Below are 23810 nucleotides of genomic sequence, written 5' to 3' on the forward strand. Positions count from 1 at the left end.
GTCGACGTGATCTGGGGCGTTCTACGGGGGTCTCCATCGCCTAGTCAGCCTACCGGTTACCAGCTGTGGGGAGGGAGTGCGGTACTTATTCCCGCTATACGTAGGTAGCGCATAAGGTGACTCGGACATGGTTTGCCCCCTGGAGGATTGATGATCAAGGAAGAGGCACGGTCGAGACGTGAGCGTCTCAACCAGATGCGTGAACAGCAGAAGCGCCGTGAGCGCCGTGCCGGGATCATCATGTGGGGGGCCGGAGGCCTGGTCGTTCTGCTGCTCGTCGGAGTGGTCGGCTTCTATCTCGTCAATGAGCGGGCGCAGACCTCACTGGACTCGGTGGCGAGCGCCAAGTACGCGGGCGGATCGCACAAGGAGACCAAGATCAAATATGCGGAGAACCCCCCGATGGGCGGGGAGCACAACTCCGTATGGCAGCGCTGTGGCATCTACGACGAGCCCGTGAACAACGAGAACGCCGTGCACTCCCTGGAGCACGGCGCCGTGTGGATCACCTATCGGCCCGACCTTCCCAAGGACCAGGTCGAGACGCTGAAGAAGGCCGCCTCGAGCGACTACATGCTTCTCAGCCCCTACCCGGGTCTCCCCAAGCCCGTCGTGCTGAGCTCCTGGAACAAGCAGCTGCAGCTCGACAGCGCGGACGATCCGCGACTGGCCAAGTTCGTCGCGAAGTACAAGAACAGCCCTGAGACCCCCGAGCTCGGCGCCTCCTGCGAGGGTCCGAACAGCGTCGACAAGCCCGCGTCCCAGAACCCCATTCCCGACGCCACGCCCGCTCCCTCCTCGAGCGCCTCCTGACAAGAGGGAGGGTGGCGACCTCGCCGCCCTCCCACACGCGGGCCGCCGGAGGGCGCCGAGGGTTACGAACGGTCTCTCAGGGGGCGTAGGACCACTCCCACCACGGCGTCGGTGGGTACGTAACCGTACTGTCGCGAGTCTCCGCTGCCGTCGGGGTTGTCTCCCAGGAGCACCAGACTGGCCGGGGGGACCACCGCTCCGGCCCCTTCGAAGGGAAGGGGCACCGGATCTCCGGGGATCGCCGCGACCCGTTTGATGACCCGCCGGGCACGCAGGGCCTCCCGGGGACCCAGCTCCCCGGGAACGGGCCGTATCCACTCAGGCAGGTCGACGACGGCCACCTCCCCTGCCCGGATCCGGCTTCCCCGGCAGCGCCGTACCAGCAGCCGGTCGCCGTGACGGTAGGTGGGCGTCATGCTGGGGCCCCGCACCGTGACCACCAGATAGCCCCGGCGCAGCCGGTTCAGCCAGCCCACGAGGCAGGCCAGCGCGACAAGGGTCAGTGCGGTCTGGATCATGTGAGCGTCGTCTCGTAGCCACGGGCCTGCAGGGCGAAGAGCCGGGAGTAGACGCCTCCCTCGGCGACCAGCCGGTCGTGGTCGCCGCACTCGATGATCTCCCCGTCGGAGAGGACCGCGATCTGGTCCGCGTCGCGGACCGTGTTCAGGCGATGGGAGATCAACAGGCTGGTACGGCCGCCGCGGTGCTCGCGGAGCCGGGCGTGAACCTCGGCCTCGGCCTCCGCGTCGAGACCGGAACTGGGCTCGTCGAGGACGAGCATGTCCCGGTCGTCCCGAAGCAGCGCCCTCGCCAGCGCCAGCCGCTGCCCCTGCCCGCCGGAGAGCAGCATGCCCATCTCCGGGTGCTCCTCGTCGATCCCGGCCAGGAACATCCGGGTCAGCATGGTGTCGTAGCCGTTCGGCAGCGCGGCCAGCACCTCGTGCACCCCGGCACGCCGCGCGGCGGCCTCGATCCGATCTCGGTCCTCCAGCCGGGCGAGGTCGCCGAGGCCGATGTTCTCCGCCGCGGAGAGCTCGTACTCCACGTAGTCCTGGAACACGGTGCCTATCCGTTCCCGCAGCTGGGCGGGGTCGGTGTCCCGCAGGTCGACTCCGTCCCAGCGGATCTGACCGCGGGTGGGGTCGTAGAGCCTGCAGAGCAGCTTCACCAGTGTGCTCTTGCCCGCGCCGTTCAGCCCGACCAGCGCGGTGGCCCGGCCTGCGGGAACGGTGAGGTTCACGCCACGCAGCACCCACGGCTGGTCGGGGCCGTAGCGGAACCAGACATCCCGGAACTCGATCCCTCCCGTCAGCGCCGGTACCGGGGAGGGAGAGGCCAGGACCGGCAGGTCGGGGTCGACCGTGGTCGCCACGTGGTAGTGGTCCAGCATGAGCAGCGCCTGGTAGGAGGCTCCCAGCTGACTGATGATCGCGGACAGGGAGCCCTGGACCCCGGCGACCGCGGCCACGAGCACCGTCACGTCACCCACGGTGAGTCGTCCGGCCCGGGAGGCCAGGACGGCCCAGATCAACCCGCCGCCCGCGACTCCGGCTCCCAGGAGAGCCAGGAGGATCTGCACTCCCAGCTCGCGCCGCTCCAGGGCGCGGTTGACGGCGTTGGTCGAGCGCAGCTCGGAGAGCATCCGGTTCCTGAAGAAGTCCCCCAGTCCGAAGAGGCGGACCTCCTTGGCCTCCCGCGGGGCGCTGAGCAGGTTCGCGTAGAAGTGCTGCCGCCGCTCGGCGTAGCCGGTCCGCCACATCGCCCCCACCCGGCGCCGGCCCAGCAGGACCTCCGCCCGCGTGGTGGGGATCGCGGTGACCGCGACGGCCAGCACCAGCCAGGGGTTGATCAACAGCAGGGTGACCAGGAAACCGGTCAGGGTCAGCAGACTTCTTCCGATGCCGGTGGCGCTGTTCAGCAGGTGTACGGGGCCGGTGCTGCCCGCCTGCTGCGCCAGGCTGATCCGATTGTGGAAGTCCGGGTTCTCCAGGGTCGCCAGCCCCCGCAATCGGTCGTTCATCGCGGTGTAGAGCCGGTCGACCGCGACCGCCCGCACCCGCCGCCCCACCTCGGCCTCGGTGTACTGGGACAGCCGCGGCACGACCACGGCGCAGACTCCCGCGAGAGCGAGCGCCACGGCCGCCCAGACCAAGGCCGCGTCGGGGACCCCGCCGACCAGGCCGTCCAACGTCAGCCGGGTGAGCCAGGCGACCACCACCGGCGCGAGCCCTGCGGCGACCGAGAGCAGCACCAGTACGACCAGCGCTCCCGGAGCGGCCATCAGCGTCAGCCGCGCCGCCATGAGGGTGTGGCCGAACGCCGTGGCGGGGGTGAGCCCGGCCGTCGCTCCGGCCTGCCTCACATCTCCGCCGGTACGGCCACGGCACCTCGCCCGGTGTGGGTCACCGCGCCGTCCGCGCCGAGACGGCACATGGCGGGGTAGGCGGAGGTCTTGAAGGCGGCGGCCAGCGGCCCGCGATCCCGTTCGATGACGACCATGACGTTCTCCCGGAGCTCCGACACCATGTCGGCGGCGACCTCGTCCGTCGGCGCCACGATCACGGCCATCGCCTGACGACGGCCCTCGGGCAGTGCCCGCGCCGCCGCGGCGAACCTGGGAAGCCACTCGTGGCACGCGTCGCAGGTCGGGGAGAAGAACCCCACCAGCCCACCGGCCAGCTGTGCCCCGGTGACCGCCTCGGCGTCCACGGTGCGGGCGGTGAAGGGACCGGGGCGGGTCCCAGGACCGGTGATCGGCTCGATCATGGACTTCGGATGGGTCAGGCCGTCGAGGCGTTCTGTGTGGTCCCGTAGCCGGCGGATCACGCCCAGTGTGAGGACCAGGTTCAGGACGGTGACGACGACACACAGAATCACGGCTGCGGCAACAAACATGTCCACTGCTTTCTTCACTTCGATTTGTTCGGGTGGTACGGAGACGGGGCGAACAGGGCGACAAGATCGTCCATGCGGATCACCAGGGACGCGACGGTGAGGGCGGCGATCACCGTGACCACGGCGAGGGCCGGCTCCGTCGGCCCGGCGGGGGAGAGCAGGGCCGCCAGCAGGCCGGCCACCGCCACCACGATCAGGACGAGGTTGCGCGCCAGGTGCACCGGTCCCAGCGGTGTGCCTCCGGCTCCGAAACAGCGGCACGGGGCGCGTTCACCCCGGCGCAGCGCCGCGGTGATCGCGATCGTGAATCCGGCGGTCGTCACGGTGGCGAGGGCGAATCCCGCCGCGACGGTGGCGGGGAGGAGGGTCAGGACGACGACGGCCAGTTCGGCGGCGAACACTCCGAGGGCGACCGGCCGCCGCCACCCGCCCGCGAGGGAAGGCAACAGCAGGCCGGTCGATTTCGTGAATTCGGCAAACGCCTTACCGGGCCGTTTGCTGATCGCCGCTACGGCGAAAGTGCTCGCCACGAGCACCTGGCAGCCCAGGGTGACGAGTGCCATTGGTCGTTTAGACGGGGACTAGGAGCAGACGCTGCACGTGATACGGCGGGCGCTGTCCTCGCAGAGGCACAGCTTGGTCAGGCCCCCTCCGCAGGGAATCTCGTAGAGACACGGCCCCGTGTAGGGGTAGGAGCCACAGGGGCAGCTCGCGGCCGCGCTCGTCGCGGGCACGAACCGGCTCAGCAGCCGGTCCCCCAGAATCCCCAATTTGTTAAGCATGTCGCAAACCCTTCCTCCGGCCGCCGGTTCCGCGCGTGAGAGATTAATATGCGGCCGGAGTGGTCTCCGGGGCGGCATGTTGTTCACGCTAACCGCCGTTTATCGGCAAAACAATAGATTCTTGCCGAAGAATGGCAATTGCAATTCCGGGAGGCCAATTATCCATTGATCTGGAAGGGTTTGGTTTCGAATTCCCGACTCTCCTGCCGGGTAATCCGGACGGATGTGAGCGCCGAGGTCGCCGGGCCTCCGGAGGTTCTTCCTCCGGTTCGGCCGTGGTCCGCGTATGCGCCATGAGCTGCGGACATCTGCCTGTCCCCGGCGTGTCCCGCGCGACGGCCACGGCCTTTCCGTGTCGTGACGGGCTCTCGCCCTCCCCGGGGTGCGACCGGCCCGTGCGAACCGGTCGCCTTTTTCCGGCTTTTCGGCCCGCCGGTTCGGACCGTTCCGCCTTTTTTGGGCATCACTTCGTGCTGTTTTTTCGGTCCGTTTGGCGGATGGGCGGAGTGTCACGGCCCATGCCATTTCGGTGAGATTTCTGTGAATGGCACGGAAAACATTTCCGTATGGAAATCGTTACTTTATGTGAGCGCATTATCCGATGAATGGAGCGGACCGGTCAAGTATCTATAAAATGTGAAATGGTTCACAGGTTGACCGCTTCGGGAGAGGGTAGTGCGACGCCGGTCTCCGGGACGGCGGGGCTGACAGGGCGCGGAGCGGCCCCGCCCGGCATGCCGCGGGCGGTCCTGAACCACCGGGCTATCGGAGTATCCGCTCCAGCGGAACCGCCTCCAGGCCGTGGGCCTCGGCCACCGGCTGGTTGGTCAGGTGCCCCTCGTGCGTGTTCAGCCCGGGGGCCAGCACGGGGTCCTCGCGCAGCGCCTGGCGCCAGCCGAGGTCGGCGATGGCCAGGACGTAGGGCAGGGTCACGTTGGTCAACGCGTAGGTCGAGGTGTGCGGGACGGCACCCGGCATGTTGGCCACGCAGTAGAAGATCGAGTCGTGCACCCGGTAGGTCGGGTCGGCATGGGTCGTCGGCCGGGAGTCCTCGAAGCAGCCGCCCTGGTCGATGGCGATGTCCACCAGGACCGAGCCCGGCCGCATCCGTGAGACCAGTTCGTTGCTGACCAGTTTCGGGGCCTTGGCGCCCGGCACCAGCACCGCGCCGATGACCAGGTCGGCGTTGAGGACCGCGCGTTCGACCTCGAAGCTGTTGGAGGCGACCGTCTGGCAGTGGCCCTGGTAGATGACGTCGGCCTGGCGGAGCCTGTCGATGTTCTTGTCCAGCAGGACCACCTCGGCCTGCATGCCGAGCGCGATCACCGCGGCGTTCATGCCGGAGACCCCGGCACCGATCACGACCACGCTCGCGGCGTGCACCCCGGAGACGCCGCCCATCAGCACCCCGCGCCCGCCCTCGGGCCGCATCAGGTGGTAGGCCCCGACCTGGGGGGCGAGGCGCCCGGCGACCTCGGACATCGGGGCGAGCAGCGGCAGGGAGCCGTTGGCGTTCTGCACGGTCTCGTAGGCGATGCCGGTGACCCCGGACTCCAGCATGGCCCGGGTGCAGGCCTCGGAGGCGGCCAGGTGCAGGTAGGTGAAGAGCACCTGCCCCTTGCTCATCCGGTGGTACTCCTCGGCGACGGGCTCCTTGACCTTCAGGACGAGGTCTCCCTCGGCCCACACGTCGTCGGCCGAGTCGACGACGACGGCGCCGACGCTCTGGAAGTCGGAGTCGGGAATCGACGACCCCGCCCCGGCGTCCTTCTCGATGAACACCTGATGACCATGCCGGACCAGTTCCTGGGCACCGGCTGGGGTCAGGGCCACACGGTACTCGTGGTTCTTGACCTCGCGGGGAACAGCGATCTTCACGGCTCCTCCAGATTCGTGCACCTATGTCATCTTCACTCTGCGTTCCCGAGAAAGAGGGCACTACGCGCAAGGTGCAATGAATCGCTCATCGTTGATAACACGCTGTCAAACTGCGGAAGTCGTCATCTTTCTGGATGCCCGATTGACCGTCCGATTACCGGGGATTTTGAGTGATCGGTAGGCTCGTTCGCGAGGGACGCGACGATACGGGGACGAAGACGATGGAGATGCGCACCGGTCCTGGCGGCACGGACGACCCGCCGGTGCCGCAGGGGCCTCCACCCGCCCGTCACGGCCATCACCAGGGCCATCACCAGGGCCGGCCTGACCCGACGGGACCGGGGCGCGGGAGCGGGGACAGGTCCGGTCCGCCGGGCGGCCGAGGCCGTCCCACGCCCCCCGGAGGACCCCGGGACCCCCGCGACCCACGGGACCCCCGAGCGGCCGGATACGCTCCGCAGCCGCCCCGCGCCACCAGGATCACCACGATCGCCCTGGTCGTCGCCCTGGTCATCGTCGTGCTGACCGCGGGCGTGCTCGGCACCCTCGCGGTGCTGATGACCCGCAACCCCGACCTGCCGCTGGGCGCGACGCCGCCCCGGCGGCTGGCCGTACCCATCCATTTCGCACCGGTGACGGGCGCCCAGCAGGGGCCGTGCACCGACCCCGACGCCAGGCCCGACGACCTCGGGCAGGTCTGTTACACACTGGCCGCCGGGGTCAGCGTGGACGCGGTGCGCAGGATCGAGGCGGTCCAGGACCGGGGCGGCTCCTACTCGGTGAAGATCGTGTTCGCGCCCACCTTCCGAGACCAGATCAACGACCTGACCCAGGAGACGGTCACCCAGCAGATGGCGATCGTCGTCGGGGAACGGGTGGTCGCGGCCCCCAGGGTCGCCCAGGTGATCACCGAGGACAGCCTGAGCATCGCGGGCTCCTTCACCAAGGAACAGGCCGACGCCATGGTCGCCCGGCTGCTCGGTGCCGCGAACGCGCAGTCCTCGGCGACCCCGACGCCTCCCGTAACGCCCCCCACAGGGCCACCCACCGTGCCTCCCACGACGGCGCCTCCGGCCACGACCGCGCCCACCGGTCAGGCACAGACCCCGGCCGCCACCACGGGAACCACCACAGGGGCCACGGCCGGGCCCACGACGGGAGCCGCCGCGCCCGCCGGGGCGCGGGGGACCGACCCTCACTATCCGGACTGCGCGAGTGTGGTCAGGGCGGGATACGGCCCCTACTTCAAGGAGACCCACAAGGAGTACCACTGGTACACCGACAAGGACGGCGACGGCGTGGCCTGTGACGAGGGAGACCTATAGGGCCGCCCGCACAGGTCTAGAGCACCCCCTGGACGGCCTCTATCGCGAAGTAGAGGGCGAAGACCAGGGTGACCGCCCACAGCAGCCACGGGATCCGCCCGGCCCGTCCGACGGCCGCCTGGACGACCGTGTAGGAGATCACCCCGGCGCCCACGCCGTTGGTGATGCTGTAGGTGAAGGGCATCAGCGCGATCGTCAGGAACGCCGGTACGGCCAGCGTCAGGTCCTCCCAGGGGATGTTCCTGGCCTGGGTCATCATCAGCGCGCCGACGAGCACCAGCGCCGGGGCCGCCGCCGCGGCGGGCACGACGGAGGCGATCGGGGTGAAGAACAGGCTCAGCGTGAACAGGGCGCCGGTCACCAGCGCCGCCAGGCCGGTCTTCGCGCCCTCGCCGACCCCGGCCGCCGACTCGACGAACACCGTGTTGGCCGAGGCGCTGGACAGGCCGCCGACGGCCCCGGCCACGCCGTCCACGGTCAGGATCGCGCCGAGGCGGGGCACCCGGCCCTGCTCGTCGACCAGTCCCGCCTCGTCGCTCACCCCGATGATCGTGCCCATCGCGTCGAAGAATCCGGAGAGGACCAGCGTGAACAGCACGACCGTCGCGGTCACCGGCCCCGCCTGGGAGAAGCCTCCGAAGAGGTCGAACTGCCCGACCAGCCCGAAGTCCGGCGCCGCGACCACGCCCTCGGGCACCCGGGGCACCACGACACCCCAGCTCGCCGGGTCGATCCTGGCGGTGGCGTTGACGACGATCGCCAGCACGGCGGTGATCGCGATGCCGATCAGGATGGCGCCCCTGGTCCTGCGCACGTAGAGCACGATCATCAGCAGCAGGCCGAAGCAGAAGATCGTGACCGGCCAGCCCGTCAGGTGCCCCGTCCTGCCCAGTTGCACCGGCGTTCCCGTGCCCCGCGCCACGAACCCGGCGTCGACCAGCCCGATCAGCGCGATGAACATTCCGATGCCCACGCTGATCGCGTGCTTCAGGGCCAGCGGGATGGAGTTCATGATGAGCCTGCGCAGCCCGGAGACCGCGAGCACCACGATGACCAGGCCCTCCAGCACGACCAGTCCCATCGCCTGGGCCCAGGTCATGTGCGGGGCGGCCTGGTAGGCGACGACGGCGTTCAGCCCGAGCCCGGCCGCCAGGCCGAAGGGGGCGTTGCCGACGACTCCCATCAGCAGCGTGCTCACCGCCGCCGCGAGGATCGTCGAGGTGGTCAGCTGCGTGATCGTCAGCTTCGCGCCGGTGACGTCCGTCGCCCCGCCCAGGATGATCGGGTTGAGCAGGATGATGTAGGCCATGGCCATGAAGGTGGTGATCCCGCCCCTGACCTCGCGGCCGACCGTCGAACCACGCGCCGACAGTTCGAAGAACCGGTCCATGAGCCTCCCATCGCCCTGAAGGACGATCGGGTTCCTACCCCCGTGGTTCCGGCGCGATGTCAGAGGCCGTGTCCTGGACCGTTCCATTTCGCCGCGGAACCGTACGGTCAGGCGGGAAGCGAGGGATGGATGGAGGGTGACGTGCGGAGATGATTCGCCCTGTGCAGGGGGGTTCGGGTGGGTTAGGATCGGCGCACCGATTCCAGGCGCTGGAGCGTTCCTTCGCCGTGCGACATCCGATGGGGTCTCGGCCGGGCGTTCCTCTTCCGGGAACCGGAACGGCCCGCCGCCGTATCCGCCGGATCGCGATGCTCACCGGTCGGGATCTCTCCACGGTGACGGGCCGTGCCGGTCTGGTACCGGCTTTACAGGCGGGCTGACCCGCTGCTAGTCGGGATAGCTCCAGCTCGTCTTGTTCTCCTGGTTGAGCTGCAAAGAATACTGACTGGTGCTCTGCGAGGGGGAAGACGAATCAGCACTTGCAGTCGTAGCATTGCTCATGGCTGCAAATGTGGCCGTAAATAGGACGGCGAGGGCAGACAAAGCGAGGCGTCGGCGCACGGGGGAGGCTCCTGTCGTGGGTTCTGCTGCTCGAACGATATCTTTCAAGGGGTAACGTGGCTGGTCAAGACTTGGTGGGGCAACGCATCAAGACCGTCCGACGTCAACGTGGTCTTTCCCAGGCGCAACTCGCCCATCCGGAACTATCCGACAGTTATGTGTCGCTGATCGAGAGCGGCAAGCGTACGCCCACTCCGGCGGTCCTTGAGCTGCTGGCCGAGAAGCTCGACTGCTCCCTCACCTACCTGATCAACGGCGTGACCGCCGAGCAGATGCAGGAGATCGAGCTGGGCCTCGGCTACGCCAGGCTGGCCATGGAGAACGGCGAGGTCGGCGAGGCGCGCACGCGTTACGCCGAGCTTCTCGCCGACAGCGGCCTGGCGGGCCTGCCCCAGCACAGACAGGACGCCGAGTACGGCCTGGCCCTGGCCACGGAGGCCTGCGGCGACCTCGACGGCGCGATCGCCCTGCTCAACGGCCTGCGCGAGAACGACCCCGCCACGATGACCCCCGAGCGCCACATCGCCGTGGCCGTCGCCCTGTCGCGCTGCTACCGCGAGCAGGGAGACCTGGCCCAGGCGGTGAACGTCGTCGAGGAGATCCTCGGTGGCGCGGTCAGGCCCGCCTGGACCGACGGCCTGATGAGACTGGGCGGCCAGCTGCTGGCCGCCTACGTCGAGCGGGGTGACCTGCTGCGGGCCAGGCAGTTCTCCGCCGAGGTGCTCGCCGCGGCCGAGGTCCTCGGCACCCCGCAGGCGCTCACCCTGGCGCACTGGGGCGCGGCCATCGTCGCGGTCGAGAGCGGGCGCGGCGACGAGGCCGTCACCCACGTCGAGCGCGCCCTGGCCATCCAGTCCGAGTACGGAGACCCCCGTAGACTGGCCCGTCTCCGCAACGACTACGCCCAGGTCATGCTGACCGTACGGCCCATGCAGGCGGGCGCCTGGCGTGAGCTGCTGGTCAAGGTCGAGAAGGAGCTCTCGGAGAGCTCGGCCAACCCCATGGACAAGATGCGCTGCGCGATGAACCTCGCCCGCGCCGAGCTGCTGCTCGCCAACCCCCAGCGGGCCGGAGAGCACATCAAGGCCGTCTGCGACATGCTCGACGGTATGCCCAGGCCGCTGCAGATGGAGGCGCGCCTGCTGCACGGCCAGACCTCCGCCGAGCTGGACGGCCAGCAGCGGGCCCTGCACGAGCTGCAGGCCGCGGCTGAGGCACTCGACAAGCTGCCCGCGACCCGCTACACCGCCCACGCCTGGCTGACGGCGGCGCGGGTCCTGGAGCGCATCGACGAGCCCGACCGCAGCGTGGACGCCTACAAGAGGGCGCTGGCCTGCGTGGGGCTGTAGGAACCGCTCCGTTCCGCCGGGCTCACGGGTTCGGCGGAACGGAATGGAAAAGGTGACATCCGAAAGGCCATGCCCGGGGATTGCCGGGCATGGCCTCGGACGTTTTACGGACGGCCGCAGAGGTGGGCCGCCGGCGCGTGCAGACACGGAGGTAGGGACCGCATGAGGGCGTCGGTAGCCTTGGGGGTGCCATGAAGACTTCCCCTGCCGCGGCAGCCCTCACGCTCCTGGCCGCTCTCCTCCTCGGTACGGCCCTCGCCTCACCCGCCCTGGCGCACGACTCGCTGAAGAGCAGCGACCCCGCCAAGGGCGCCACGGTGGACGGCCTGGACCGGGTGAAGCTGACCTTCACCTCCAAGGTCAACTTCCCGATCGTCGTGGTGCACGCCAAGGAGGGCGCCGCCTACCAGGAGGGCAAGCCCGTCATCGACGGGCCGGTCGTCACCCAGCGGCTCAAGCCGGGCCTGCCGCCCGGCGAGTACGTCATCGCCTACCAGGTGGTCTCCTCGGACGGGCACCCGATCGACGGGGAGATCCCCTTCACGCTGAGCGGCTCCGGTGAGCCGTCGCCCTCGCGGAGCGCCACGGCCGCCGAACCCGGAGCCGAGCCGAGCGCCGCGTCGGCCGCCGAGCCCGCCCCCTCGTCGCAGGAGGCCGCCCCCGTCGCCCAGGCGGCGCAGGAACCTTCGAGGGGCATTCCCGGCTGGGTGTGGATCGTCGTCGGCGGTCTCGTCGGAATCGGCATCGGGCTGATGTTCAGCCTTCGCGGGAAGAGGCGGTCATGAGCAGGCGGGAGCGGGCCGTGCCCGCCGTGGAGGAGACGGCGGACAACGGGAGGATCGTCAGGATCGCCCTCGCGAGCGCGGGTGTCGCCGTCGTCGCACTGGCGGTCGCCATGATCGCCGGAGGCGCCGCGACCCCGCGCGTCATTCCCGGCCTGCCGGACGAGGGCGCGTTCACCCGCTGGGGCCTGCCGCTGTCGAAGATGCTGATGGACGTGTCGGGGGTGCTCACCGTCGGCGTGCTGCTGGCCGCGACGGTCTTCCTGCCCAGCGACAAGGGGCTGCTCGGCAAGCCGGCCCTCGCCTACGTCAAGGGCGCCTCGTGGCTCGCGCTCGCCTGGGCGGCCTCGGCCGCCGCGACGATGATCTTCAGCCTGTCCGAGGCGCTCAGGGTGCCCGTCGCCGACGTGCTCGGCGGCGACGAGCTGACCAGCTACGCCAGCCAGATCTCCCAGGGCATCGCGCTCACCCTCGTGGTGCTGTTCTCGATAGCGATCGCGCTGTTCGCCCGAGGGACGATCACCGTGGGGGCCTGCGGAGGGCTGCTGGTGCTGGCCATGGCCACGCTGCTGCCCCCGGCGCTGACCGGGCACTCCTCCTCTGCCCCCAACCACGACCTCGCGACCACCGGGGTGGCCGCGCACCTGCTCGCCCTGGCCCTGTGGGTCGGCGGCCTGGCCGTGCTGTGCTTCCACGCGCTGCGGCGGCAGCCGTTCCTGGAGACCGCGGCCGCGCGCTTCTCCACGCTGGCGCTGGGGTGCTTCGTCGCCGTCGGCCTGTCCGGCCTGTTCAGCACGGTGGCCAGGCTCACCTCGGTCGAGGAGCTGTTCACCTCCGCCTACGGCCTGATGCTGCTGGCCAAGACCGCGGCGTTCGCGGTGCTCGGCGTGTTCGGCTGGTGGCACAGGAAGCACACGCTGCCGCAGCTCTCCGCCGGGACGCCCAGGGTGTTCGCCCGGTTCGCCTCCGTCGAACTGCTCATCATGTTCGCGACCGTCGGCGTGGCCGTCGTGCTCGCCCGCACCGCCCCGCCCGAGGAGGTCCTGCGGACCGACCCGGTCGTCGACCTGCTCGGCTATCCCCTGCCGCCCGAGATCTCGGTGGCGAACCTGGCGTCGCTGTGGTGGTTCGACCTGTTCACCGGCACCGTGATCGCCCTGCTCGGCGGCTTCTACCTGGCCGGGGTCGTACGGCTGTCCAGGCGCGGCGACCACTGGCCCGCGGGCCGTACGGCCGCCTGGTTCGTCGGCCTGCTGATCCTTGTCCTGGCCACCCAGACCGGGGTCGCCCGCTACGCCAAGGTGTTGTTCAGCGCGCACATGGCCGAACACATGACGCTGGCCATGCTGGTGCCGATCTTCCTCGTCCTCGGGGCCCCCGTCACGCTCGCTCTGCGCGCCCTCAAGCCCGCCGCCCGCAGGGGCGACCGAGGTCCCCGCGAGTGGCTGACCACGATCCTGCACAGTAGGTTCGTCCGGTTCGTCACCCACCCGGCGATCGCCACCGCGATCTTCGTGGTCTCGACCTACGCGCTGTACTTCACCCCGCTGTTCACCGCCGCGATGGAGGAGCACCTCGGCCACATGGCCATGACGGCGCACTTCCTGCTGAGCGGCTGCCTGTTCTTCTGGGTGATCATCGGGATCGATCCCTCGCCTCACACGCTGCCCCACGTGGCCCGGCTGATCGTCCTGTTCGTCACGATGCCGTTCCACGCGTTCTTCGGCATCGCGCTGATGAGCATGGGGACGGTCATCGCCGCCGAGTGGTACGACCAGCTCGGCCGTACGTGGGGCGCCTCCTCGGTGGCCGACCAGCAGACCGGTGGCGCCATCGCCTGGGGCTTCGGGGAGATCCCGACGCTGATCGTGCTGATCGCGCTGGCTTTCCAGTGGTGGCGCGACGACGACCGCAAGGCCCGCAGAGCCGACCGCAGGGCCGACGCGGCCGCGGCTCGCACCGGCGGCACCGGCGACGCGCAACTCGACGCCTACAACGACTATCTGGCCAAGCTCAACCAGCGCGACAACTCCCAGTGAACCGCGACCGCCTCCACGGCCCGCCCCGCGATATGCCTCCCGGCGGCCGAGTCCGGTCGCCCGGGCGTCAGGCGATCCTGTCCGCGAGGGCCATTGGCGGCTCCGGCAAGTAATCTGGAGGAAACGGGGATCAGCACCACCGCGACGGCACACCGATCGCCACGCGCCATGCCCGGACACACACGGGGGTCCACGTGTCCGGACAGGGAGGCCGGTGACCGCCGCACGCGGCGGAAGGGGTGAGCAGTGGCCAAGGAACTGAGCATGCACGCGGACCGAACCCTTGCCCGGGCCCTTGAGGAACACCTGACCGGGTGGGCGCGTGACAACGACGTCACCGTCGAGATCTGGGCGCTGCCCGCCCGTGACGTGCCGGTCGAGGTCACCGGCGCCCTCCTGGCCACCCTTGAGGAGGCGCTGTCCAACGTCCTGCGGCACAGCGGGGCCGACGTCGTCTCCGTCGCGGTGACCCTGGGGCAGGCGGGCCTGCGCATGACGGTCAGCGACAACGGGGTCGGAGTGTACGGCTCCGCCGTCGGCAGGGGGGTCGCCGCCATGCGCGGGCACTTCGCCGGCGTCGGCGGGACACTCAGCGTCAAGGGCGTCCCGGGCGGGGGGACCACCGTCACCGGGACCGTTCCCATCGGACGCCTGGGACGCTGAGCGGGTCGCCCGGGAGACGCCGGGCGCGGCCGTCAGGGAAGCGTGAGGATCTCGTGGCCGCTCTCGGTGACCAGGATGGTGTGCTCGAACTGGGCGGTCCGCTTACGGTCCCGGGTCACCGCGGTCCACCCGTCGGGCCAGATCTCGTAGTCGATCGTGCCGAGCGTCAGCATGGGCTCGATGGTGAACGTCATGCCGGGTTCGAGGGTGACCGCGAGCGACGGGTCGTCGTAGTGCGGGACGATCAGCCCGGAGTGGAAGGTCGTGCCGATGCCGTGCCCGGTGAAGTCGCGGACCACGCCGTAGCCGAACCGCTTGGCGTAGGCCTCGATCACACGGCCCGCCACGTTGAGCTGGCGTCCGGGGGCGACGGCCTTGATGGCCCGGTTGGTCGCCTCGCGGGTGCGCTCGACCAGCAGCCGGGACTCCTCGTCGACCTCGCCGACCAGGAAGGTCGCGTCGGTGTCGCCGTGCACGCCGCCGATGAACGCGGTGATGTCGACGTTGACGATGTCGCCGTCGCGCAGCACGGTGTCGTCGGGGATGCCGTGGCAGATCACCTCGTTGATCGAGGTGCACAGCGACTTGGGGTAGCCGCGGTAGCCGAGCGTGCTGGGGTAGGCGCCGTGGTCGCAGAGGAACTCGTGGCCGATCCGGTCGAGCTCGTCGGTCGTGACGCCGGGCGCCACGTGCCTGCCGACCTCTTCGAGCGCCTGGGCGGCCAGCTTGCCCGCGACCCGCATCCGCTCGATGATCTCGGGGGTCTTGACGTCGGGCTCCCCGGTCTTGGGGGATTTCTTCCCTACGTACTCCGGCCGTTCGATGTGGGCGGGAACCTTTCGGGTGGGCGAGATCCGCCCGGGCTGGAGCAGTGTCGTCATGGTCCCCCAGTCTAGTTGCGGTTCTCACTGGGCAGGATTGATCGTATGAGCGATCGATGGTGGTTCTGTCTCACGCACATGGCGGTCGAGCCCGACGAGGGCTGCCCGAACAAGGACCGCATGGGCCCCTACGAGACCCGGGAGGCCGCGGCCAACGCCCTGAAGACCGCGGCCGAGCGCAACGAGTCCTGGCGCGCGCAGGACAAGGCCTGGGACGACGACTGAGCGGACGCTACCGCTCCTCGACGACGGCGTAGGCGCGGACCGGGAAGGTGCCGAGGCCCACGACCATCGGGGGAGCGGCGTGGAGGCGGAACCCGGTGTCGGGCAGCGCGGACAGGCCGGTCATGTGCTCGACGATCGGGATGCCCGCGCCGAGCAGAAGCGTGTGAGCCGGGCGCTCGCCCCTCGGCGGGGTGTCGTCGATGTTCAGCGAGTCGATCCCGACGAGGGCCGCCCCCTGCTCCCGCAGCCACCGCGCCGCCTCCGGTTCGAGGTAGGGGTGGCCGTGGAAGTAGGCCTCGGTGCCGAAGTGCCGGTCCCAGCCGGTGTGGACGAGCACGGCCCTGCCGCGCACCTCAAGACCGGTGAACCGGTCGGCTCCGACGGACCGTTCCCCCTCGGCCCTGATGACCAGTCCGGGAAGGTCGGCGACCGCCTCCAGCGGCACCCCCGACAGGTCGGGGCCGTCCGGGTAGCGGTGGTAGGGGGTGTCGAGATAGGTGCCGGTGTTGGCGGCCAGTTCGACGGTGCCGATGTGGAACTCGGTGCCCGGAGCGTAGACCTCACGTGAGGCCTCCCGGCTCAGGTGCACACCGAGCCGGGGGCCGGGGACGCCCGGGTAGGTGAGCATGCCATCGGTGACGCGGTGGCTCAGCTCGATCAGCCGTGTCATGGGAGACCCATCGTCTTTCTGTCGTTTCGGGCGTTTCTGAGCACGGCGGTCAGGCCGATCGCGGCCCAGACGACGTTGAGGATCGCCGAGGGCCACGCGGAGTGCCAGCCCGCGTTGACCATCAGGGCGGCCGACCCGGCGAGGTTGATCACCTGGTACGGCAGGCCGTCCCCGGCCATCCGGGACGAGGACACCATGGCGTAGCCGTACAGCATGACGGCGGCGCCGGACCAGCCGAGGACGTCGACGAAGAGGGGCACCGGATCACGCCCCGGTGGGGAGGGTGCTCATGCCTCCATGGTCCCGGCCTCCCTTGTTGAAGCGCAAATAAAGTCTTCTAAACAGGAGCGTAAGCTGAGCTGCATGGAAATCGATCCGCGGCGGCTGCTGGTGCTCCACGAGGTGGCGGTCCGCGGCGGTGTCATGCGGGCGGCCGAGGCGCTGCACCTGACCGCCTCCGCGGTCTCCCAGCAACTCGCCCAGCTCGAACGTGAGGTCGGTCTCGCGCTCATCGACCGCTCACAGCGCAGGGTCGCCCTCACCCCCGCGGGCCGGGTGCTCGCCGGATACGCCGGGCGGATCGAGGAGGAGCTCAGCGAGGCCAGGCGGGAGCTGACCCGCTTCACCGAACTGCTGGCCGGTCCGGTCTCGATCGCCGCCTTCCCCACGGTCATCCGGCATCTGGTGCTGCCCGCCCTGGTCACGCTCGCCGAGCGCCACCCCCAGGTCGCCCCCCGCGTCCACGAGCTGTACGGTGCGCCCGCGCTGCGGGAGCTCAGGCTCGGCGGGATCGACCTGGCCATCACCGAGCAGGACGCCGACGAGCCCGTCCCCACGCACTCGGCGCTCGTCTCCCACCCGCTCTACGTGGACGAGTACCGCATCGTGGCGCCTCCCGGCTGGGCGGAGATCCCCCGCACCGTCACGGACCTGGGCGGGATGCCGTGGATCGCCGGACCGGCCGACCAGGCCTGCGGGCAGGCGCTCGAACGGCTGGCCGCCCTGCACGGGTTCACCCCGCGCAGGGCGCACGTCATCGAGGAGTTCCCGCCCACCCTCTCCATGGTCGCGGCGGGGCACGGGGTGGCGATCGTCCCCTCGCTGGCGCTGCTCGAGGTCCCCGCGGGGGAGGTCGTGGTGACCGGCATCCCCAACGTGGGAGCCCGCAGTCTCAGCGTCGTGACCCGGATCAGCCGCGCCCGCTCGGGAGAGCCGGGGCCGGTGCAGGCGGTGGTCATCGCCGCGCTCAGGGAGGCGGCGCAGGCTCTCGGCACCCGGGTCGGCAAACGCTACGGGACGCCGCGACGACGGCGCTTCACCTGGGGCACGGACGGCGGACAGGGACGGCCGACGGGAGGGGCGGTCAGTAGGAGGGGACCCGGGGGCCGCTGACCCGTTCGAGCAGCCTGGCCAGCCTGTCGCGCAGGCCGGGCCGCCTCCCGGTCTCACCCGCGGCCAGGCTGATCAGGTGCTGGGCGCCGTCGAAGGAGAGCGGCGCCCGTTCGGTGACGGCCAGCGCGTCGTGGGCGAGGCCCTCAAGCTCGGGGTCGCCGCCGTCGAGCGCCAGGACGGTCGCCCCGACACGCCGGGCGTCACTGACCCGTTCGAGCAGGGGTGCCGGGGCCCGCTCCTCGGCCACGACGAACAGCGTCTCGCCCCGCCTCGCCCGCTCGATCCTGTCGAGCCCGACACGCAGGTGCTCGGGGGCGCCGGGGTCGGGGGCCCAGCGCACCAGGGTCGGAGCGAGCTGGGGAAGCCCGGCGAGCCTGGCCTCGTCACCCAGGTGCGCGGCCAGGTGCCAGGGCTCCTCGCCGGGCGTGCCGACGACCAGCAGCCCGCCGGGTGAGCGCGTCGCGCGCAGGGTGAGGCCGAACTCGCGGGTGCGCTCGACCCAGCCGGAGGAGGAAAGGATCTCACGTAGGATTTCCGCTGACCGAGAGTCCATCCCTCCATGGTGCCCCCCGTCGCCCCGGTACAGCCTGAGGAACACGACCCTGGCATGATCTGGACAGACAACGCCGGCAGACAGTGAGCGGGGAGCGACCAGTGAGCACCGATCTTCCAGACGTGAGCGGCATCTCCATCGGAATCCTTGGCGGCACCGGTGACCAGGGCAAGGGGCTGGCCAGGCGGTTCGCCCTGGCGGGCAATCCGGTGCTGATCGGCTCGCGCAGCGCCGAACGCGCCCAGGAGGCCGCGGCGGGTCTCGGCGGCCAAGTGAGCGGCGCGGACAACGCGACCGTGGCGGCCCAGGCCGACGTGGTGATCGTGGCCATCCCCTGGGACGGCCACCGTTCCACCCTTGAGTCCCTGCGCGCCGAGCTGGCGGGGAAGATCGTCGTCGACTGCGTCAACCCGCTCGGCTTCGACAAGCAGGGGGCCTACGCGCTGCCGGTGGAGGAGGGCAGCGCCGCCCAGCAGGCCGCCGCCGTGCTCCCCGACAGCCGGGTCGTCGCCGCCTTCCACCACGTCTCCGCCGTTCTGCTGCTCGACCCCGAGGTCGAGAAGATCGACCTGGACGTGCTCGTCCTGGGTGACGACCGCGAGGCGACCGACACCGTGCAGGCGCTGGCCTCCCGGATCAACGGCGTGCGCGGCGTGTACGGCGGCCGCCTGCGCAACGCGCACCAGATCGAGGCGCTGACCGCCAACCTCATCTCGATCAACCGCCGCTACAAGGCCCACGCCGGGTTGCGCGTCACCGACGTCTGAGCCTCGTCACCGGCCGGGTCCTTTCGCGCGGGGCGCCCCCGGGCGACCGAGGTAGGCGTGGAGATCCACGAACGGGCTTCAGATCCAGCCGACGTCCTGGGCGATCCTGATGGCCTCGACCTTGTTCCTGGCGCCGGTCTTGGCGATCGCCCCGGTCAGATAGTTGCGGACCGTCCCCGCCGACAGGTGCAGCCTCGCGGCGATCTCCTCGGCGGGGGCGCCGAGCGCGGCCTCCCTCAGCACGGTCGTCTCCCTCGGGGTCAGCGGGCTGGCGCCGTAGGCGAGGGCGGTGGCGACCAGTTCGGGGTCGAGCACCCGCAGGCCCTGGGCGGTCCGGCGGATCGCGTCCGCCAGCCGGTCGCCGGGGGCGTCCTTGACCAGGAACGCCTCGATGCCCTCGGCCAGCGCCCTGCGCACCTGCCCCGGCTGACCCATCGCGGTGAGGACGAGCACCCGGCAGCCGGGCAGCCGTTCCCGCAGCTCGACGGAGGCGGTGATGCCGTCGACGACGGGAAGCTCGATGTCCAGCACCGCGACGTCAGGACGGGTCCGTAGCGCGGCGGGCACGATCTCGTCGCCCCCGGTGACCTCGGCGACCACCTCGATGTCCGGTTCGAGACGCAGCAGCGCGACCAGCGCCGCCCTGATCATGTGCATGTCCTCGGCCAGCAGCACCCTGATCACGCGGGCACCTCCATCGCGAGCCGGAACCCGCCGCCCTCGGTCCGGCCGGCGCTGACCGAGCCGCCGAGTCCCTCCGCCCGCTCCCGCAGGCCGGTCAGCCCGTTGCCGCGCCCGGCCTCTCTGCGGGCGCGGTCGTTGACCAGCTCAAGGCGCACCGCGCCCTCGTCCGCCGAGGTGCTGATCGAACAGGTCGTGGCCTGGCTGTGCCGTACGACGTTGGTGACCCCCTCGCGCACGGCCCAGGCGAGGGCCTCGTCCACCGGGCGGGGGACCGTCAGTTCTGCCAGGTCGGTCCGGCAGTTCACGCCGGAGGCCTCAAGCAGAGCGACCGCCCGGTGGACCTCCTGCGCCAGTGACATCTCCCGGTATCCCCTGGCCACCTGCCGCACCTCCTGCGCGGCGTCCCTGGCCACGGCCGCCAGCTCGGAGAGCTCCGTCTTGGCCGCCCCCGGGTCGGCGTCCACGAGCCGGTGGGCGAGGTCGCCCTTGAGGGCGATGGCGGTCAGGCTGCTGCCCAGGCCGTCGTGCAGGTCACGGGAGATACGCAGCCGTTCCCGCAGCACCGCGGCCTCGGCCAGCTCCATCCTCGCCTCGGCGAGCTGCTCACTGACGACGACCAGCCGTACCGCCCCGTAGGTCACCCCGCTCGTCACGACGACGGTGACCAGGTTGTACAGGGCGAGTGGCACGCTGCCGCCGGAGACGACGAATCCCATCCCCAGGTCGATCATCCCGATCACGGCCATCACGGGGATCGCCGCTCCGAGCCGCAGTCTGAGGAGCACCGCGGAGGCCAGGATCGTCTGCATGCTCGACGCCCAGTTGTAGCCGAGAAACGGCGAGAGCGAGAACAGCACCGGGATCGTCCCGTAGGTGACGGCGATCTCGACGATCAGGGCGACCGGCACGCCGCTCGGCTCCCGCCCCCGCAGTGCCCGCCGTACCACCAGGTGATGCGGAACCAGGAAGGCGAGGGCGGCCACCGTCAGGATCACGCCCTCCAGGGGAGTCCTGATCAGAGAGAAGATGACCAGGGTGAAACCGACGGCGATGACGTAGACGGTGCCCACGGCCACGTGCTGAGGGGTGATCCGCATGTCAGGAACCTACCAACCTACGATTTCCTGCTCTCCCAGCGGAACCCGCGGACGATGACGAGCACCGCGATCGCCGCCCACACCGCCAGCTTCAGCGTCGGTAGGGCGGCCGCCCGCAGGTCGCCGCCCAGGCTGCCGTGCGCCGCGTAGGCGGTACGGGCCATGTCCACGACGGCGTCGGTCGGCAGCAGGCCGAGGACCGTGCCCACCCAGCCGGGCAGCACCTGCATGATGGGGCCGAAGCCGCCCACGCCGAGTCCCGCCAGCAGGAAGAACGGCATCGCCATCGGACCGGCCAGCTCGCTGCGCGGCACGATCACGGTGAAGGCCGCGCCCAGCAGGCACAGCACGAGGGCGCCCGCGACCACGGCGAACAGGTACAGCAGCGGATCACGCGGCACCGGCAGGCTCGTCAACCCGTACAGCGCGACCGAGACCACCGCGGTCAGCGCCGTGCTCTGCAGGACGAGGTTGACGATCTCCCCGCCGAGGATGTCGCGGTCACCGAGGCCGGTGGCCCGTAGCCGCTTGAGGAGGAGCTGGTCACGCCGGGTGCTCAGGGTGACCGCGGTCTGCTGGAACGTCGAGATGACGAGGACCGTGGCCAGCACTCCCAGGTGCATGTCGACCAGGAACTCCGGGCCGCCCTCCCCCAGCCGGTCCATCATCAGCGGCATCCCGGTGCCGAGCAGGAGGAACAACAGCACGGACGTGCTCAGCGCCGTACGGTCCCGCCAGAACAGGCGGCCGTTGAAGCGGGTGACGACCGTCAGGTCACGTGCGGACACGGTCACACCACCTCCTTTTCCGTCTCGTCGGTCTTCTCGTCGGTCGCGAGGTCGAGGAACAGGTCTTCGAGCGTCGCCGTACGGACCTCGAAGCCACGCAGTCGCAGACTGTGACCGGCCGCCCAGTTCAGCAGGGCGTGGGCGGTGAGGTCGGGGTCGGGGACGCGGTAGACGGCGAGGTCGCCCTCCGCCGTCGCGCCGGGGACGGGCAGGTCCTCCAGACGGGCCGAGGGGGGAAGCTCGAAGGCGACCCGGCCCGTCTGGGCGGCCAGGGTCTCGGCCATTCCGCCGCCCGCGACGACCGTCCCACGGTCCATGATCACCATGCTGGAGGCCAGGCGCTGCGCCTCCTCCAGGTAGTGCGTGGTGAGCAGGACGGTCGTGCCCTGCCCGGCCAGCTCCAGGATGATCTCCCAGGTGTCCCTGCGGGCCCTCGGGTCCATCCCGGTGGTCGGCTCGTCGAGGAAGAGCACGTCCGGCCTGCTCAGGATGGCCAGGGCGAGGTCGAGACGGCGCTTCTCCCCGCCGGAGAGCTGGCGCACCCTGGTGCCCGCCTTCGCGTCGAGTCCCGCCAGCCCGAGCGCCTCGTCCCCGGGCCTCGGAGCGGCCACGAAGTCCCGCCAGGCGTCCACCGTCTGCGCCACGGTCAGATCGGGGAAGAACCCCGCCTCCTGGAGCATGATGCCGCTGCTGCGGCGCACCTTCACCCGGTCCTTGACCGGGTCGAGGCCGAGTACCCGGACCGTGCCCTCGTCGGCCTCCTGGAACCCGGCCAGCACCTCGACCGTGGTGGTCTTCCCGGCACCGTTGCGCCCGAGCAGGGCGAAGATCTCCCCCTGCGCCACCTCGAACGAGACATCCTTGACGGCCGTGAAGTCCCCGTAGGACTTCCTGAGCCCGTCCACCTGAATCGCTGTCACACCTCAGAGCATGCGGTCCGGCGGCCCGCTCCGGCAGTGAGGAATTCACATGTCTGACGCATCAGGGCAAAGTCCTCGGACCCTTCTCGACTAGGTCCACGGCGTGGTGGACATCCTTGACACATGACTGAACTTCGCCCGGAGACGCGCACCGTCCATCTGCCCAGGCCGTCGCTGAACGGCAGCCGCCCCATCGCCGTGCCGATCTACCAGACCTCGGGCTTCTCCTTCGAGGACCCGGCCGTGTTCGCCGACGGGATGAACCGCCCCGACGGCGCCTTCGTGTACGGCAGGCTGTCCAACCCGACCGTCCGCTCCCTCGAGGAGGCCGTCGCCGGGCTGGAAGGCGGCGTCGGGGCGGTCGCGACCGCCTCGGGCATGGGGGCGATCAACTCGGTACTGCTCGGGCTGCTCAAGCCCGGCGACCACCTGATCGCGCAGAAGCCCCTGTACGGCGGCACCGCGGCGATGCTCAACGACCTGGCCTCGCGCTTCGGCATCGAGGTCTCCTACGTCTCTGAGGACGACCCGGAGGCGTTGCGCGCCGCCGTACGGCCGGAGAGCAGGCTGGTCTACCTGGAGACCATCGCCAACCCGGTGACCCAGGTGGCCGACCTGCCGGGGATGTGCGCCGCCGCCCGTGAGGCGGGACTGATCTCCGTGGTGGACAACACCTTCGCCTCACCGGTGCTGTGCCGTCCGATCGAGCACGGGGCCGACATCGTGGTCCACTCGACGACCAAGTACCTGAGCGGGCACACCGACGTGCTCGGCGGAGTCGCGGTCTTCGCCTCGGAGGAGCTGTACCGCAGGGTGTGGCACTTCGCGGTCGAACTGGGCGCCACCGCCGACCCGTTCGCCGCCTGGCTCACCCTGCGCGGCATTCAGACGCTGCCGCTGCGCATGGAACGCCACTGCGCCAACACCCGTGAGCTGGCCCTGCGCCTGGACAACCACCCCGCTGTCGTCGCGGTGCACTGGCCCGGCCTGCCCTCCCACCCCTCGCACGCCCTGGCCAGGAAGCTGCTGCCCGACTTCGGCGGGGTCTTCTCCTTCGATCTCGTCGGCGGGCGCGCGGCGGGCGAGAAGTTCATGAGCTCGGTACGGCTGGCGCTGCTGGCCCCGTCGCTCGGCGGCGTAGAGACCCTCGTCCTGCACCCGGCGACCACCTCGCACCGGTCGCTGACGCCGGAGGAACTGGCCCGGCACGGGATCGGCGAGGGCACGGTCCGGGTCGCGGTCGGCATCGAGCACATCGAGGACCTGTGGGACGACTTCTCCCAGGCGCTTTCTTGACGACCCGCTGAGGGGTGTACGGCCCGGCGAACACCGGGCCGTACACAGTGGGGTCGGCGG

General features: G+C 70.3%; 25 protein-coding genes. 10 read left to right on the forward strand and 15 right to left on the reverse strand.

The window, feature by feature from the left end; translation table 11 throughout:
- The first annotated feature begins 150 nt into the window (after positions 1-150).
- Complete coding sequence (locus tag ACFYY8_RS32375) at positions 151-813, forward strand: DUF3105 domain-containing protein (protein ID WP_390047565.1); 663 nt, start codon at positions 151-153, stop codon at positions 811-813.
- Between the two features lie 62 nt (positions 814-875).
- On the opposite strand, the gene ACFYY8_RS32380 is transcribed toward ACFYY8_RS32375, so the two are convergent.
- The 6 genes from ACFYY8_RS32380 to ald all read right to left on the reverse strand — a co-directional run bounded on the left by ACFYY8_RS32380 (position 876) and on the right by ald (position 6368).
- Positions 876-1331, reverse strand: a complete 456-nt coding sequence (locus ACFYY8_RS32380; protein WP_390047567.1) for a S26 family signal peptidase — start codon at positions 1329-1331, stop codon at positions 876-878.
- On the reverse strand, positions 1328-3175 hold the full coding sequence (locus ACFYY8_RS32385; RefSeq protein ID WP_390047569.1) for an ABC transporter ATP-binding protein: 1848 nt from the start codon (positions 3173-3175) through the stop codon (positions 1328-1330). Before ACFYY8_RS32385 ends, ACFYY8_RS32380 begins: the two co-directional genes overlap by 4 nt.
- Positions 3172-3708 carry a hypothetical protein gene (locus ACFYY8_RS32390; protein WP_390047571.1) on the reverse strand — a complete coding sequence of 179 codons (537 nt, stop codon included), beginning with the start codon at positions 3706-3708 and terminating at the stop codon, positions 3172-3174. The genes ACFYY8_RS32385 and ACFYY8_RS32390 overlap by 4 nt, the downstream gene beginning before the upstream one ends.
- A gap of 14 nt (positions 3709-3722) precedes the next feature.
- A complete protein-coding gene (locus ACFYY8_RS32395; protein WP_390047573.1) occupies positions 3723-4271 on the reverse strand; it encodes a MauE/DoxX family redox-associated membrane protein in 549 nt (182 codons plus the stop codon).
- An 18-nt stretch (positions 4272-4289) separates the two neighbouring features.
- Positions 4290-4490 (reverse strand): hypothetical protein, encoded by a 201-nt coding sequence (locus ACFYY8_RS32400; RefSeq protein WP_390047575.1) that lies wholly within the window; start codon positions 4488-4490, stop codon positions 4290-4292.
- A gap of 762 nt (positions 4491-5252) precedes the next feature.
- Complete coding sequence (gene ald, locus ACFYY8_RS32405) at positions 5253-6368, reverse strand: alanine dehydrogenase (RefSeq protein ID WP_390047577.1); 1116 nt, start codon at positions 6366-6368, stop codon at positions 5253-5255.
- 227 nt (positions 6369-6595) lie between these two features.
- Between ald and ACFYY8_RS32410 the strand changes: the two genes are divergently transcribed.
- Positions 6596-7693 (forward strand): excalibur calcium-binding domain-containing protein, encoded by a 1098-nt coding sequence (locus tag ACFYY8_RS32410; protein WP_390047579.1) that lies wholly within the window; start codon positions 6596-6598, stop codon positions 7691-7693.
- A 16-nt stretch (positions 7694-7709) separates the two neighbouring features.
- Here ACFYY8_RS32410 and ACFYY8_RS32415 read toward each other — a convergent pair whose 3' ends face one another.
- Positions 7710-9083: an NCS2 family permease gene (locus ACFYY8_RS32415; protein ID WP_390047581.1), complete on the reverse strand. Its 1374-nt coding sequence runs from the start codon at positions 9081-9083 to the stop codon at positions 7710-7712.
- A gap of 635 nt (positions 9084-9718) precedes the next feature.
- Between ACFYY8_RS32415 and ACFYY8_RS32420 the strand changes: the two genes are divergently transcribed.
- From ACFYY8_RS32420 to ACFYY8_RS32435, 4 genes are all read left to right on the forward strand, one after another.
- Entirely contained in the window at positions 9719-10993 is a 1275-nt protein-coding gene (locus ACFYY8_RS32420; protein ID WP_390047796.1) for a helix-turn-helix domain-containing protein, read from the forward strand.
- A gap of 191 nt (positions 10994-11184) precedes the next feature.
- Positions 11185-11778, forward strand: a complete 594-nt coding sequence (locus tag ACFYY8_RS32425) for a copper resistance protein CopC (protein ID WP_390047583.1) — start codon at positions 11185-11187, stop codon at positions 11776-11778.
- Positions 11775-13814 carry a cytochrome c oxidase assembly protein gene (locus ACFYY8_RS32430; protein WP_390047585.1) on the forward strand — a complete coding sequence of 680 codons (2040 nt, stop codon included), beginning with the start codon at positions 11775-11777 and terminating at the stop codon, positions 13812-13814. The genes ACFYY8_RS32425 and ACFYY8_RS32430 overlap by 4 nt, the downstream gene beginning before the upstream one ends.
- Positions 13815-14078: 264 nt before the next feature.
- Positions 14079-14477: an ATP-binding protein gene (locus ACFYY8_RS32435; RefSeq protein ID WP_390047587.1), complete on the forward strand. Its 399-nt coding sequence runs from the start codon at positions 14079-14081 to the stop codon at positions 14475-14477.
- A 32-nt stretch (positions 14478-14509) separates the two neighbouring features.
- On the opposite strand, the gene map is transcribed toward ACFYY8_RS32435, so the two are convergent.
- The gene (gene map, locus ACFYY8_RS32440; protein WP_352008772.1) at positions 14510-15358 is read right to left on the reverse strand and encodes a type I methionyl aminopeptidase; all 849 of its coding nucleotides are present in this window, start codon (positions 15356-15358) and stop codon (positions 14510-14512) included.
- A 45-nt stretch (positions 15359-15403) separates the two neighbouring features.
- Here map and ACFYY8_RS32445 point away from each other — a divergent pair, with 45 nt between their 5' ends.
- Positions 15404-15583 (forward strand): hypothetical protein, encoded by a 180-nt coding sequence (locus ACFYY8_RS32445; RefSeq protein WP_352008773.1) that lies wholly within the window; start codon positions 15404-15406, stop codon positions 15581-15583.
- A gap of 7 nt (positions 15584-15590) precedes the next feature.
- On the opposite strand, the gene ACFYY8_RS32450 is transcribed toward ACFYY8_RS32445, so the two are convergent.
- Both ACFYY8_RS32450 and ACFYY8_RS32455 read right to left on the reverse strand, forming a co-directional pair.
- Positions 15591-16253 (reverse strand): cyclase family protein, encoded by a 663-nt coding sequence (locus ACFYY8_RS32450; protein WP_390047589.1) that lies wholly within the window; start codon positions 16251-16253, stop codon positions 15591-15593.
- The gene (locus ACFYY8_RS32455; protein WP_390047591.1) at positions 16250-16513 is read right to left on the reverse strand and encodes a hypothetical protein; all 264 of its coding nucleotides are present in this window, start codon (positions 16511-16513) and stop codon (positions 16250-16252) included. Before ACFYY8_RS32455 ends, ACFYY8_RS32450 begins: the two co-directional genes overlap by 4 nt.
- A 103-nt stretch (positions 16514-16616) precedes the next feature.
- On the opposite strand from ACFYY8_RS32455, the gene ACFYY8_RS32460 reads away from it, so the two are divergent.
- A complete protein-coding gene (locus ACFYY8_RS32460; RefSeq protein WP_390047593.1) occupies positions 16617-17645 on the forward strand; it encodes a LysR family transcriptional regulator in 1029 nt (342 codons plus the stop codon).
- On the opposite strand, the gene ACFYY8_RS32465 is transcribed toward ACFYY8_RS32460, so the two are convergent.
- Entirely contained in the window at positions 17617-18198 is a 582-nt protein-coding gene (locus ACFYY8_RS32465; RefSeq protein ID WP_390047595.1) for a hypothetical protein, read from the reverse strand. The two genes, ACFYY8_RS32460 and ACFYY8_RS32465, sit on opposite strands and share 29 nt — an antisense overlap.
- A gap of 101 nt (positions 18199-18299) precedes the next feature.
- Here ACFYY8_RS32465 and npdG point away from each other — a divergent pair, with 101 nt between their 5' ends.
- Complete coding sequence (gene npdG, locus ACFYY8_RS32470) at positions 18300-18965, forward strand: NADPH-dependent F420 reductase (RefSeq protein WP_390047597.1); 666 nt, start codon at positions 18300-18302, stop codon at positions 18963-18965.
- Positions 18966-19043: 78 nt separating this feature from the next.
- On the opposite strand, the gene ACFYY8_RS32475 is transcribed toward npdG, so the two are convergent.
- From ACFYY8_RS32475 to ACFYY8_RS32490, 4 genes are read right to left on the reverse strand one after another with little or no spacing between them, the layout of a single operon-like run.
- Entirely contained in the window at positions 19044-19649 is a 606-nt protein-coding gene (locus ACFYY8_RS32475; protein WP_352008779.1) for a response regulator transcription factor, read from the reverse strand.
- Positions 19646-20746 carry a sensor histidine kinase gene (locus ACFYY8_RS32480; protein ID WP_390047602.1) on the reverse strand — a complete coding sequence of 367 codons (1101 nt, stop codon included), beginning with the start codon at positions 20744-20746 and terminating at the stop codon, positions 19646-19648. Before ACFYY8_RS32480 ends, ACFYY8_RS32475 begins: the two co-directional genes overlap by 4 nt.
- Positions 20747-20763: 17 nt before the next feature.
- Positions 20764-21540 (reverse strand): ABC transporter permease, encoded by a 777-nt coding sequence (locus ACFYY8_RS32485; RefSeq protein ID WP_390047604.1) that lies wholly within the window; start codon positions 21538-21540, stop codon positions 20764-20766.
- Complete coding sequence (locus ACFYY8_RS32490; protein WP_390047606.1) at positions 21537-22454, reverse strand: ABC transporter ATP-binding protein; 918 nt, start codon at positions 22452-22454, stop codon at positions 21537-21539. The genes ACFYY8_RS32485 and ACFYY8_RS32490 overlap by 4 nt, the downstream gene beginning before the upstream one ends.
- Before the next feature lie 123 nt (positions 22455-22577).
- Here ACFYY8_RS32490 and ACFYY8_RS32495 point away from each other — a divergent pair, with 123 nt between their 5' ends.
- A complete protein-coding gene (locus ACFYY8_RS32495; protein WP_390047608.1) occupies positions 22578-23750 on the forward strand; it encodes a trans-sulfuration enzyme family protein in 1173 nt (390 codons plus the stop codon).
- The last annotated feature ends 60 nt before the right edge of the window (positions 23751-23810 follow it).

The organism is Streptosporangium sp. NPDC001559, assembly GCF_042893955.1.
GTDB lineage: Bacteria > Actinomycetota > Actinomycetes > Streptosporangiales > Streptosporangiaceae > Streptosporangium.